Raw genomic sequence first — 13,592 nt, 5'->3', positions numbered from 1 at the left:
TCTATCCAGAAAGTAAAGGTGTTCATGTTATGTAAGATATTAAAATCTTTGATCCTTTTCCTATTAGGCAGCAGTTATGACAGTTTTTGAAGTATATATAGAGCATGTATCATACCATGTTATGCAGTGCTTTTTCATAGTAGTAGCAAGGTTTCCCATGTTTTATAAAGGTTTGTTTACGTAAGAATCCATTAAATTCCAGAATCTGCATAGAGCCAAGATTATCTGCATAAAGATATGCGCTTATAAAGGACAGGGTACAATGCTTTTTACAATCAGCTAAAAACATTGCCACAGCATGTTTCCCAATGCCTTTTCCCCAATAGGCTTTAGCAAAGATGCAACAGCTTAACACAGCTTTTTCATCTGCCATATTATGACACCAAATATCACCTATATATTCATTCGCTATAAAAATCGTCTTGCGATATGTTTGAGAATCCTGTGCATCATAGATATCCATTGCTTCCTGTAAAGAAGTCGGCAATTGGTACATATGTTTTCGTACTTCCTGCTCTTGCGTGCGTGTAAAAAATATGCGTACATGTTCTTTGGTTTGTTCATGCAAAGAGATGGCATATGCTTTTGTTTCATAACGATTTCCATAAGCTGTACGTGCTATTGCCGTTATATGCTTCACAAAAGCCGTTTTCCCTTCGGTATAAGCATCACGATGATATGGATAAGCAAGCGCTAATTTCATCTTCAATTGTTCATACGCTTGAGCGTGCTCTTCATGCTCCTTCATATAATCACGGAAGTACAATTCATCATGATCATTGCGCTGACGTAGGTGCAAATGAAACACTTTTTCCGCAAAACCTTCTGGCGTATATCCCTTATTAAATGAAATACGTGAGGCATCTTCTGACATACACAAATAGCCCAGCTTCTTTAAGATTGCTGCAATTTCCATACGTTTTTCCCAGGGTGCTATTTCCACCAGGATATCAATGATCGCCTTTGCCTGAATTGAGCCAAATGAGGTAGAACCTATATGGGCAATACGTACCACATGTTCCATAGGAAGGCATTGTGTTAATAAGCTTTTTTCCTGTTCATACCATGTTAGCCATACCTTTTGGTAGGGTTGTAACGCAATCGGAAACAAATGCCATAGCTCTTCTAATGTCATATCTTCCAAAGCTTTCATCCATAACCGCCTCCTCATCTCTTCTTTATTTCCAAGGAAATACATAAGACATAACTTTACCTTCTTTTATGCTACTTCATCTTATAAGATGTTTCTACTTATCATAATACATATCTTGTCCCATGGGAAAAGAGCACCCCATCTGTTAACTCCACACATAAAATAATCGTATTCTCATCCTCAAAATCATTATGCCCATTGTCAATCCATTCGGCAAATACATTTTTCAATTTTTCCGCAAGATGCTGATTTTCCTTCTTTCGAAAATAGCCTAAATTCACAGCCTTTCCATGCGCATTAAACCATTCTCCAGCTATCGCAACCATCGTATGATGCTGCATTTGTCGCATTTTATTTGAAAGGGCATGAGTTATTATATAAAATGCGCCTTTTTCATAATAAGCATTTACATATCTTACATAAGGCAGTTCGTTTTCAACGGTTGCTAATGCAATTACCGTGTCTTTTCCAAAACGTTCTGCCATAATTTTTTCAACTTCCGCTGTGCATGGTTTCATAAAATATCCTCCTTGCTTTTTTTCATTGATATTTTTACATGATCCTATCCTATAGAATGCTGGATTCCCTTGATTTCAGTGTTTTATCAAAAATTAATTTGAAAGATCAGCTTCCATTGTCCTACTCATCTTTCCATAAAGTATCGTATTTGCTTATCACATACAATCAACTTTCTGTTATCTCTACCACCGATGCTTCCGGAGCTTGATAACTTTTCATAGCAACCGCGTTCAGTAAGATACATAAAATACCAAACACCAAACATGCGATAGCGATAAAGCGAATAACTTTCCACACTTTACGACTGCGTTGATTCCGCTGAGCAAGCTGTAAATTTAATTGTTCAAGCTTCTCTGCCAATAACGTATTCTCTAATGTATCTTCTTCATTAATAGATCGGTTCAGTAACGTACTTACCGATACCTCAAACATCTCACTTAGTGCAATCAACATATCTGCATCAGGTACAGATAACCCTCTTTCCCATTTTGAAATTGTTTGTCTTGTCACGTGCAGCTGATCTGCCAAAAATTGCTGGGACATCCCTTTTTCTATACGTAAAGTCTTTAAGTTTTCATGAAACATAACTTAACCTCCTCATGTCTCGTATACTCTATCATAAATCGTTTTGTTTTCCTAGCAACCATAACAAACATTATGTAACGTATCGCATACATTGCGCGTATATCCTATTTTATCAACGTAAAGTATCGTATTTTTCTTAACCGTGTTCTTTCATTCAAATCCTACACTTCATCAAGAAAGTGATACGGCGCAGACATTAGTCTTCCTAATCCTTTATAAACCTTTTTAAATATGGTGCAATAACACTTTCATTTTGATGTAAGAGTGCTAATGGACTTCCTTGAGCAATCAACTGTCCGCCATGAACGCCGCCTTGAGGTCCTAACTCAATAAGATAATCACAAGCTGCTAATAGTTGCTCATTATGCTCAATCACCAGAATGCTGTGTCCTTCTTCTACCAATTCCTGCAATAACTTAATAAAGTTTTCCACATCCTGCATATGCAGACCTACGGTTGGCTCACCTAAAAGATATAGATTATGTTTCCCTTTGGTTTGCAAAAGCTCTCTTGCCAGCTTCAAACGTTGCGCTTCTCCTTGGGATAACGTGGTTAAAGATTGATTCAGCTTTACATACCCTAGCCCGATATGCTCTAACAGTCGCAAGATTTTCTGTATTTCTTTTTCCTCTTTAAAAACAGTTATCGCCTCTTCTACACTGAGCTGTAAAACCTCATGAATCGAATATCCATGATAGGTTACGCGTAATACTTGTTCCTGAAACTGTTTGCCATGACATTGCGGACAAATAACCTCCTGATCTTGAAAAAACAACATATGGCTTTTTATCGTTCCCATGCCTTCACAATGCTCACAACGTCCTTTTTTTGAATTAAAGGAAAAATAAGCATCTGTGAATCCCAATGCTTTTGCTTGCTTAGTTTTGGCATACACCTTGCGTAAAGGGTTGGCAAGATTGGTGAATGTGGCAATATTGCTGCGTTTCATACGTATCGGTGGTTGTTGGTCGATACAAATCATTTGATCAAACTGCGCTAAACCTTCTACACGATTTACTTCTGTTTGCTTGTTCCCCTTTGCCAATACATCAAATACAAGCGTAGATTTTCCAGATCCAGAAACACCGCATATTCCACAGAGCAAATGTATTGGCAATTGCACATCCACATGTTGCAGATTATGTCGGCAGGCATTTGTGATTTGGATATATGATGATGGTTTTCGATATGCATGTACTTTCCTGGTAAGATGTTGCATGGCATAGGCAGTAGCACTATTCTTACATTTCAATACTTCCGCAAAACTTCCTTGCGCCACAATTTGCCCACCGTGAATCCCCGCTTTAGGACCGATATCAACAAGATGATCCACTTGTTGTAATACACCTGCATCATGTTCAATCACAAGTACGGTATTCCCTAAATCACGCATATCCTTTAAAATCTCTACGATGCCATCGGTATCTTTCGGATGCAGTCCAATCGTTGGTTCATCTAAAATATATAATAAACCAGACATTGTTGCATCTAACAGCGATGCTAAGTGTAAACGCTGTGCTTCGCCATTGGATAGACTTATCATACTGCGATTCAACGTTAAATAACTTAAGCCTAATTTTTGTATACGTCGAAGCTTTGTTTCCATATCCAAAAGATAAACATCGCAAAGCGCATGTTCATTTTGTGTTAGTGATGCTCGTACAGCTTGCAGCCAACAAGCTATTTCTTCCAATGTCAGATTTACAATTTCCGGTAAACGTTTGTCAAGAACCGTAATTGCTCTGGATGCTTCCTTTAAACGTTCCCCCTGACAGCTTGGACACACAGAACGTTTATAACAAGCCTCAAGACTGGTTGGTACTCCTTCATGCTCTTTTAATTTTCTCCATAAATAAGGGAATACTCCTTCAAAATGTATAGCTGTTGTTTCCCTGTTTGTTTCATCCTTAACATACGATAAAAATTTTTCATCCTCACTGCCATATACAAGTAAACGATATGCCGCTTCTTCATATTGTGCAACCGCTGCTTTTAAATCTTGTTTGATACCATAATATGCCAATGCATTTGCATATTGACTTATCATATACGATTGATAGCGATGCTTCCAAAAAGTCACTGGACCCTGTGATAAGCTTAGATCAGCATGCAACACCTGTACAAGATCGATTTCCCAGACACTGCCCATGCCCTCACAATCCTTACAGGCGCCTTCTCTGGTATTAAAGGAAAAGTCTGTATGCATCAATTTTTGTACTTTCTCATGACAATGAGGACAATATTGATATGTCATATATTCATCCTCTATGCGTATCGTTTCTTCTGCACAGACGCTGTTTTTATAAAGCTGATGACAATTCGGACATTCTCGAACACCTAGTTTTTCATACAGCATACGCAGATCCGTGTATAGATTTGTCGCTGTTCCCACACTAGAGCGCGGATTGTGATTACCGCTTTGAGCATTTACACATACAGCAGCACATGCATGTTGAATCCTTTCCACAGCTGGTTTTTGTATGCCTTGCATACCTAAAGCTTCTAAATATTGTCGTTGACACTCGTTGAATAAAACATCAAGGGCTAATGTTGATTTTCCAGAACCGGAAACTCCGGTAACAGCAATTAATTTATTCTTAGGAAGACGTAAAGAAACATCCTTTAGATTCCCTTGATTGGCATGCTCAATGATGATCTCATCCATGATATCCACTTCCTTAACTTTACATGTGATTTCATTTTAGCTTACTTTTTGCTATCTGTATACTTTCGATAATATTTTCAATGGTATCATCCTAACATTATCTTCTTCAAGTACATAAAAAAGTAATAAAATGTTGTTAACATAAACAATATAAAAATAAAGAAATAGCCATCTTATAGAAAATATTCTCCAGTAAGAATGGCTATCTCTTTTGTATCTGGTTACATGTTTTTATAGTCTTGATAATCTGCGGTATGCAGCAATGTATTTGCTCGCTCTATCGTTTCCTTATCTGGAGGTTCAATGCCCTCTAAAGGGTACTCCATGCCAAGCTCTTTCCATTTGTAAGCACCGAGTGTATGATATGGCAATACCTCAAAACGTTTGACATTATGCAATGTCTTCACAAATGCATCCAAACATTTCAGATCTTCTTCATCATCACTGCGCTGTGGGACTAAGACATGACGAATCCAAACCGGTTTATTGATGCTTGAAAGATAACGTGCCATATCTAAGATATTATCGTTGCCCCAGCCGGTTAACTGCTGATGTTTCGCTTGATTGATATGCTTGATATCCAGCAATACAAGATCCGTATACTGCATCAGCTCTTGAAACTTAGAAAAGAAAGGTTCTTCTCTAGTAAAAGGATTGCCGCAGGTATCAATTACGGTATGTACGCCTTTTTGTTTCGCCAATTTAAAAAGTTCCAATAAGAAATCAATCTGTAACAACGGTTCTCCCCCACTCACCGTAATCCCACCTGAATGCTTCCAGTAAGGTTTATAGCGCAAAGCTTTCCGCAAGACTTCTTCTGCGGTTTCACTGCCTTCCTTGATTTTCCAGGTATCCGCATTATGACAAAACTGACAGCGCATGCGACATCCCTGCAAAAAGATTACATAACGTACTCCTGGCCCATCTACCGAACCAAAGGTTTCAATTGAGTGAATGGCGCCTTTTCCATTTTCCATATGCATATCCTCCATAAAGAAAGGTCTGCAGTCAAACGACTTAAAACAGACCTCCTTCTTTTTTATAAATGATCGTGGCAAGTTCTGGAGATTACATCCAACTGCTGTTCACGTGTTAAGTCGATAAACTTCACGGCATATCCGGATACACGAATCGTAAAGTTTGCGTACTCTTCTTTTTCTGGGTGTTCCATAGCATCCTTTAATTTTTCAATACCGAACACATTCACATTCAGATGATGTGCTCCCTGATCAAAGTAGCCATCTAAGACATTTACCAGATTGTCGATACGTTCTTTTTCATCATGACCTAAGGCATTTGGGTTGATTGTCTGGGTATTACTGATACCATCCAATGCATATTCATATGGCAGTTTTGCCACAGAGTTTAAAGATGCCAATAAGCCATTCTGTTCTGCACCATAAGCAGGGTTAGCACCTGGAGATAATGGTTCTCCGGCTTTTCTTCCATCTGGTAATGCACCGGTCGCTTTACCATATACGACATTAGAAGTAATTGTCAGGATAGAAGTTGTTGGTTCTGAATTACGATATGTGTGACGTTTTTCGATTTTTTCCATAAACGTCTTTAACAGCCATACAGCGATTTCATCTGCACGCTCATCATCATTACCATAACGAGGGAAATCTCCTTCGATCTCATAATCGACAACTAAGCCATCTTCATCACGAACCGTTTTTACTTTCGCATATTTGATAGCACTTAAAGAGTCTACAACATGCGAGAAACCGGCGATACCTGTCGCAAAGGTACGACGTACATCGGTATCGATCAATGCCATTTGGCTTGCTTCATAGTAATATTTATCATGCATATACTGAATCAGATTCAGGATGTTGACATAAAGATCTGCCAGCCATTCCATCATATTGTCATATTTATGCATAACTTCATCATAATCTAAGTATTCACTGGTAATACCGCGATATTCTGGCCCTACCTGTGTTTTTGTCTTTTCATCAACACCACCATTGATTGCATACAATAAACATTTTGCTAAGTTTGCACGCGCACCAAAGAACTGCATTTCCTTACCTGTCTGCGTAGCAGATACACAGCAGCATACAGCATAGTCATCGCCCCAAACCGGACGCATAACATCATCATTTTCATACTGCACAGAGCTTGTATCAATGGAAATCTTTGCAGAATAATCCTTGAAGCTTTGTGGCAGCTTGCTGGAATATAAAACCGTTAAGTTTGGTTCCGGTGCAGGTCCCATGTTTTCCAAGGTATGTAAGAAACGGAAATCAGATTTTGTGACCATGTGACGGCCATCCATACCCAAACCGGCTAAATCTAAGGTAGCCCATACTGGGTCACCGGAGAACAGCTGATTGTAGCTAGGAATACGCGCAAATTTTACCATACGGAATTTCATTGTCATATGATCGATTAATTCCTGTGCTTCTGTTTCTATTAAGATACCTTTGGCCATATCACGTTCAATATAAATATCTAAGAAAGTAGATACACGACCAACGCTCATCGCAGCTCCATTTTGCGTTTTAATGGCAGCCAAGTATCCAAAATACAGCCACTGTACAGCTTCTTTGGCATTTGTTGCAGGACCACTGATATCATAGCCATAGCTTGCAGCCATTTCTTTCATGCCCTTTAAAGCTTTGATCTGTTCTGCCAATTCTTCACGCTGACGAATAATATCATCGCTCATGGTTCCACAGCCACAGTTTGCTTTATCCTTTTGTTTCATGGCAATCAGATAATCAATACCATACAATGCCACACGACGATAATCACCGACGATACGACCACGTCCATAAGTATCCGGTAAGCCGGTTACAATCTTATTACGACGTGCCAAACGCATCTCTGGTGTATAGCAATCAAAGACAGCATCATTGTGTGTCTTATGATATTCATGGAAAATCTCATGTAATTTTTCACTTGGCTCATAGCCATAAGTCGTACATGCCTCTTCACTCATCTTGATTCCGCCATAAGGCATAAAGGCACGTTTTAAAGGTTTATCTGTCTGCAAACCGACAACCTTTTCTAAATCTTTTAATTCGTTTGATATATATCCTGGGCCATAGGATGTCAAGGAAGAAACAATCTCTGTTTCCATATCCAGAACGCCGCCTTTGGCACGTTCTTCTTTTTGTAATTTCTGTAATTCGCCCCATAGCTTGTTTGTAGCTTCGGTTGGTTCTGCTAAGAAAGACTCATCACCATCATAAGGTTTATAGTTGTTCTGGATGAAATCTCTGACATTGACTTCTTCTTTCCAGATACGTCCTTCAAAGCCTTCCCATTCTTTGCGTTCTATGCTCATTTCACATACCTCCTTATTACCGTTTCATTATACGGATTTTTACGTGGATTTGCAATTGAAACGATAGGCTTTTATCGCTTTTGTTGCTATCCCAAAAATAAGAAAAAGAGCCTATACACATCCTGGACTCTTTCGCCCAGACGGTCGGCCCTGCTTTACCATTATACTCCATGTGGTCAATTCCACTTCCGTCAGTCATATAACTGTCTACACTTTATCATGTTCTTTTTGTGCCGTCAAGATATTACATATGTTTTTTTATCATAGAAAGGATGTTTGTTTGCGTTAAACATCATGTGACACCTTTCAACATGTTTTTGCTTCTACTACCAGCCTGTCAGACAACCCATGCTGAATCATTCATATTTGATTCTTTCATAAGAAATTTAATCTTTTCTCGTTAAGTTATCTTTACAAAAAGATTACTATTTTAATGAATTTTTCCCTTTCTGCTAAAATGAAAAAAGATCAGAAAACCATAGGTAATGTCGTCTGATCTCTTCATGATTTGGTAACGGAAACACTGTTTATTAATGAATATAAATAAATTGTCGTGCAATATCATCTGTACGTAATGCATCCATTGTTTTGCATAATTCATAATAAGGCTCATTATCCAAGGATATCATTACACAATCACTGCCACAAGCATAAACCTTTTCAGCTAATCGTAAGGCAGGATCAAACTTCTGATACAATAAGATCATTTCGGCACCATGTCTTGCCAGAATGCGTGTCATGCGCTGTCCCAATGTACTATCCGCATGCGATATGACAACCGTCAATCCTTGTTTCTTCATGAATGCCACCTCCTTCATCAGCAATTCGCCATCATGATGGTTTTCTGCTTCACAGTTTACCTTTTTCTAAAAGAAAAAAGCAAGCGGCTTCACGAAAAATTAAGAAATTCATGACAATTCTCATGGATATCCGTCAATACTATACAACAATGTCAACCGTACCATCTTCATTGTATGTAAACCCTAAAGAAATTATGTTGGTTATAGGATAGCGCAGATAATTATACACTGCTATGTTTTATCCATACCCTTATCCTATCCCTTATTGAAACAACCTATAACACAACATAGCGCATATGAGAATAGTAATCGGCAACTGTTCATGAAAGCAAAGCGTAGTTTTGTTTTCACCTTTGCGCCTTCATCGTCTTTTGTTGTATCCTATTTGTAAGCTTTTGATATACAAAAAGGCATGTACATAGAAACAAGAAGAAGGCAAACACCGCCATGATATAGTTTTTTCTTTCATAAAACAAATAGCTAAAACCACCAAGGGCAAAGGGCGCAAAGATATAAAACAGGAATAGATCCACATAATAAAATGCATAAGCCAACAAGCATATTAACGTAGGATACTGATTAGAATGTGCTATTTGATATAGTTTTTCTGCTATATTTCCTGTAACAAGATCTTTGATTCGACTTTTTTTCATGCTCCTGCCTCCTTATCATTTTCTTCTATACGTCGTTTTAATGCGGTTAGGAATGGTTGATAATCAACTTTCGTAAAATCGCTGACATCAAATTCATGCAGCTCACCTAGCGCAAAAGCATTGTACTGACGTTCTTCGATTATGGCTTTAAACGCTTCTTTGGTGATCAGATCATCAGCCAAACGATGATCCTGTAATGTATCCTGATATCGATAATGCGTCATGATATGACACAAATGAATATCAGAATGCAAATCGCGGTCTCTTCGTCGCTGCCACAATATTTCAAAATCAGCGATTAACCGTATTGTGATTACTTGATAACCATATAATTCACTCAAGGCCTGTAAGCATGGTTTTTGTTTATCACTGAATGGATATTCACTTACGATTATTTGTTTGCCAGCTTCCATATACGTATCTAAGACACGATAATAAAATCGCCATACTCTTTTTTCTAAAGCTTTTTTTTCTTCCTTTGAATGAAACCCTATCGCATCAGCCAGCATTTCCTTACCTTCGTCCGGTGTAATCGTAAATACCGTAGGAAACATGGTTTTTATTTCCCGAATAAGATAGCTTTTCCCTGTTGCCGGACAGCCGGCAATCAAAATCAAATACTTTTTCATATCATTTGCTTTGCAATGGACGATATAGATTCATGAATAATCCCGCCTTATGCTTCACTATTTCCTTGACTGCCATGTTTGCCGGTATGATGTTATGACGCAAAGATTTGTTTACTTCCGTTTCTTGAAATTTTTCCTTAGCAACACGTGTCCAATTCACAAGCAATTCAGTTCCGACATTAAACTTACGGATTCCATTATCAATCAATTCCTGATAATCTTCTTCTTTCACACCGGTTCCCCCATGAAGAACAAGAGGAATATCGACTGCCGCATGAATCTTCTTCAATAAAGGTATATTCACTTCTGTTTTTGATTGATATTGCCCATGATTGGTACCAATGGCTATCGCCAAGGCATCAACATTTGTTTCCTTAACAAAGATGGCTGCATCTTGTGGCCGTGTATACTTTTTATCATCCTCACTGACACAAATGCCCTCTTCTGTACCGCCAATGGTTCCAAGTTCACCTTCTACAGATGCACCATGGGCATGGGCATACGCAACGACCATTTTCGTTTTCGCAATATTTTCTTTAAATGGCAGTGCCGAACCATCAAACATTACACTGGAGAAGCCTGCATCAATCGCCGCTTTAATTTCATCAAAATCCTTGGCATGATCCAGATGCAAACATACATCTACCATTTCATCTTCGGCCATTTCTTTCGCTACCGTCACCATCACTTTATATCCGATATATTTTGCCGTAGCAATGCTTGTTTGAATGATAATGGGAACGCCTAATTCTTTCGCTGCGCGGATCATCTCCGGCATCATTTCCAGATTATGTGTATTAAAAGCACCAATGGTCATATTTAACTGTGTTGCTGTCTGTGTTACTTCTTTTAACGTTTTATACATAATGCTCCTTCCTTTTCCCCTCGTATGAATTGGCGCTTGTTTTACCCCTTACAATAACAAGCGCCATCGTTATTTTATAAGGGAGAAATGATCTGTTCGATCGTTTCGGCAATGCTGTGTATATAAAACAGATGCAAAGCCTCAGCAAGCATTAATTCATCTGTGTTCACAGGAATCCATACATCAGCTAGTTCCTTTAATTTCCCACCGTTTTTACCTGTAAAAACGACTGTTTTCATCTGTTTCTCTTTTGCTTTATTGACAGCAAGCAGAATATTTTGTGAATTACCGCTGCCACTAAAAGCCCATAACACATCCTTTGGTTTTCCTAAAGCAACTACCTGTTTCGCAAATACTTGATCATAACCAAAATCATTTGATAATGCCGTTAGCACGGAAATATCAGCGGTTAATGCAATTGCCGGATATCCATCACGCTCCCAGTTTTTCATATGTCCTATAAAATCGTTGGTAATATGAGATGCTGTAGAAGCACTGCCGCCATTTCCACATAGTAATAGCTTATTCCCTTGCAAGAAAGCCTCAGCTGTCAGACGTGCACATTGTTCTGCTGGTTCATAATATTCTCTTCCTGCTGTATTCACACTTTCTTTTAATCGTTCAAAATTGGTTGCAAATATTGTTTTTTCCATAATCTTATCCTTTCCTTACACTATGGTTATGCTAATCCAAACATTTTACCAATTGAGTAAATCAATAAGCCGATGATGGAGAAGTCTGTATCTGCGAAGGTCGTACCTGAGAATCCCAAAGATCCGAAAACCGGGAAGAGCATAGAACAAAGAATGTTATTCAAGATACCGGCAATTAAGGCACCAAAGAAAGCTCCGCGTTTTCCACCAGTCGCATTACCGAATACAGCTGCTGTACCACCCATAAAGAAGCTATGTAATAAAGTAGGAACAATGACGGTCATGCCCAATTGCAAGAAGATAAAGAAAGCAATCAGCTGACCAATTGTATAAGCGAAGAAACCAACTAAGACCGCATTTGGTGCAAAGGTAAAGACGGTTGGACAATCCAAAGCAGGAATAGCATCCGGAACAATTTTTTCGGCAATCCCTTTAAAAGCCGGAACAAGTTCCGCTAAGATCATACGCACACCGGTAAGAATAACCGTAACCCCGGCACTGAAGGTGAAGCCTTGAATAAAGGCCCAAACGACCATGTTGGTATCCCCGGCATACTTCGCTACAAATGGGGCGCCGGCAAAAATACAAGAGATAACAGTTACTAAGAATACACCAATGCCCATTAACAAGACAGGTTCACGGAAGAAACTCATCCATTTTGGGAACTCTAGTTTTTCTGTTGAAGTTGTTTCAGGGTCCCCACCGAGAAGTTTACCTGCAAATCCTGCTACGACATAGCTGGTTGTTGCCCAATGTCCCATAGCAATCGTATCTCCCCCGGTAACCTTACGCATAAATGGCATAGAAATGGCTGGCGTTATGACACTTAAGACACCGACGATAATGGTACCGATCACGACAACAACAACCGGCTCTAATCCTAAGGCGCTCAACATAACGGAAGTCAATGCACCCATGAAAATCGTATGATGGCCACTTAAGAAAATATATTTAAAGCGAGTAATGCGGGCTAATATCATATTCAAGATCAAACCGAAGAAGGCGATTAATGCCATTTGGGTACCAAATTGTTCTGCCGCAATCGCGCTGATTGCCTCATTGACAGGAATGACCCCTTGAATGTGAAAGGCTTCCATCATAATTTCATTTAATGGATTTAACATACCAGTAATAATCGTGCCACCCTGTGACATTACCAGAAAGCCCAGAAATGTTTTAAGTGTACCGGTCATGACACGTTCAAATGGTGCTTTTTGCGCAATCAAACCGATAAAGCTCATTAATGCTACCAAAACCGCCGCTTGTGAAATCAGCGAAGTCAGAATATTCATCATTAAGTCCATACAAATCCTCCTCATCCCTTATTTTCGGGTTTTTGACTTATCTGAAAACAACTACGCACAATGGTAATTGTTTTGTTGAAGATAATGCAATCATCATCTTACTATTTTGATGATACCATTTGTTTTATACTCTTATACGAGTTACAACACTCCCCCATGATTACGAATGTATATGCATATACGTTGCTTTTTTTGTTATTGTGCAGACAATATCTTTTGCAGCTGTTCCTTGATATAATTCGCATCCGTATAATTGACAACTTCAATCATGGCTACTCCCATATCACTCAGCTGTTCACAGAAGCTGTGCGAAGATACGATAATGTCGGCCTGTGATCCTCTGGCAGTCGAGGTATCTACCACCTCAACCTCGACATCTTTCATATGTAATTGTTTTAATGCGGTTTCCACCGTCATTCTCAGAATAAGACTGCTGCCTAATCCCATGGCACAAACACATGCTATTTTCAT

At 38.9% G+C, this 13,592-nt stretch carries 13 protein-coding genes and 1 riboswitch; all 13 genes read right to left on the bottom strand.

Annotated features, from left to right (window positions below; translation table 11 throughout):
* Positions 1-109: 109 nt before the first annotated feature.
* The 13 genes from AC1VS3_RS02810 to AC1VS3_RS02750 all read right to left on the bottom strand — a co-directional run bounded on the left by AC1VS3_RS02810 (position 110) and on the right by AC1VS3_RS02750 (position 13,592).
* Positions 110-1,153 carry a bifunctional GrpB family protein/GNAT family N-acetyltransferase gene (locus AC1VS3_RS02810; RefSeq protein WP_008689477.1) on the bottom strand — a complete coding sequence of 348 codons (1,044 nt, stop codon included), beginning with the start codon at positions 1,151-1,153 and terminating at the stop codon, positions 110-112.
* A 101-nt stretch (positions 1,154-1,254) separates the two neighbouring features.
* Positions 1,255-1,671: a pyridoxamine 5'-phosphate oxidase family protein gene (locus AC1VS3_RS02805; protein WP_481275508.1), complete on the bottom strand. Its 417-nt coding sequence runs from the start codon at positions 1,669-1,671 to the stop codon at positions 1,255-1,257.
* Between the two features lie 166 nt (positions 1,672-1,837).
* Positions 1,838-2,257 (bottom strand): helix-turn-helix domain-containing protein, encoded by a 420-nt coding sequence (locus tag AC1VS3_RS02800; protein WP_270373315.1) that lies wholly within the window; start codon positions 2,255-2,257, stop codon positions 1,838-1,840.
* Between the two features lie 205 nt (positions 2,258-2,462).
* Entirely contained in the window at positions 2,463-4,922 is a 2,460-nt protein-coding gene (locus AC1VS3_RS02795) for an ATP-binding cassette domain-containing protein (RefSeq protein ID WP_481275507.1), read from the bottom strand.
* A 221-nt stretch (positions 4,923-5,143) separates the two neighbouring features.
* Entirely contained in the window at positions 5,144-5,899 is a 756-nt protein-coding gene (pflA, locus tag AC1VS3_RS02790) for a pyruvate formate-lyase-activating protein (RefSeq protein ID WP_119983469.1), read from the bottom strand.
* 62 nt (positions 5,900-5,961) lie between these two features.
* Positions 5,962-8,217 (bottom strand): formate C-acetyltransferase, encoded by a 2,256-nt coding sequence (pflB, locus tag AC1VS3_RS02785; RefSeq protein ID WP_008689521.1) that lies wholly within the window; start codon positions 8,215-8,217, stop codon positions 5,962-5,964.
* 127 nt (positions 8,218-8,344) lie between these two features.
* A riboswitch (ZMP/ZTP riboswitch) is annotated at positions 8,345-8,426 on the bottom strand.
* 321 nt (positions 8,427-8,747) lie between these two features.
* Complete coding sequence (locus AC1VS3_RS02780) at positions 8,748-9,017, bottom strand: short-chain dehydrogenase (RefSeq protein WP_008689523.1); 270 nt, start codon at positions 9,015-9,017, stop codon at positions 8,748-8,750.
* A 347-nt stretch (positions 9,018-9,364) separates the two neighbouring features.
* On the bottom strand, positions 9,365-9,670 hold the full coding sequence (locus tag AC1VS3_RS02775; protein ID WP_008689526.1) for a hypothetical protein: 306 nt from the start codon (positions 9,668-9,670) through the stop codon (positions 9,365-9,367).
* Positions 9,667-10,299 carry a zeta toxin family protein gene (locus tag AC1VS3_RS02770; protein WP_008689528.1) on the bottom strand — a complete coding sequence of 211 codons (633 nt, stop codon included), beginning with the start codon at positions 10,297-10,299 and terminating at the stop codon, positions 9,667-9,669. Before AC1VS3_RS02770 ends, AC1VS3_RS02775 begins: the two co-directional genes overlap by 4 nt.
* A 1-nt stretch (position 10,300) precedes the next feature.
* Complete coding sequence (locus tag AC1VS3_RS02765; RefSeq protein ID WP_008689530.1) at positions 10,301-11,164, bottom strand: class II fructose-bisphosphate aldolase; 864 nt, start codon at positions 11,162-11,164, stop codon at positions 10,301-10,303.
* Positions 11,165-11,238: 74 nt separating this feature from the next.
* Positions 11,239-11,817, bottom strand: coding sequence for a D-sedoheptulose-7-phosphate isomerase (locus AC1VS3_RS02760; RefSeq protein ID WP_008689532.1), 579 nt, complete (start codon positions 11,815-11,817; stop codon positions 11,239-11,241).
* A 26-nt stretch (positions 11,818-11,843) separates the two neighbouring features.
* Positions 11,844-13,121, bottom strand: coding sequence for a PTS ascorbate transporter subunit IIC (locus tag AC1VS3_RS02755; RefSeq protein WP_008689534.1), 1,278 nt, complete (start codon positions 13,119-13,121; stop codon positions 11,844-11,846).
* Between the two features lie 195 nt (positions 13,122-13,316).
* Positions 13,317-13,592, bottom strand: a complete 276-nt coding sequence (locus tag AC1VS3_RS02750) for a PTS sugar transporter subunit IIB (protein ID WP_008689536.1) — start codon at positions 13,590-13,592, stop codon at positions 13,317-13,319.

The organism is Longicatena sp., from assembly GCF_982403165.1.
This window is presented reverse-complemented; position numbering and strand designations above follow the sequence as displayed.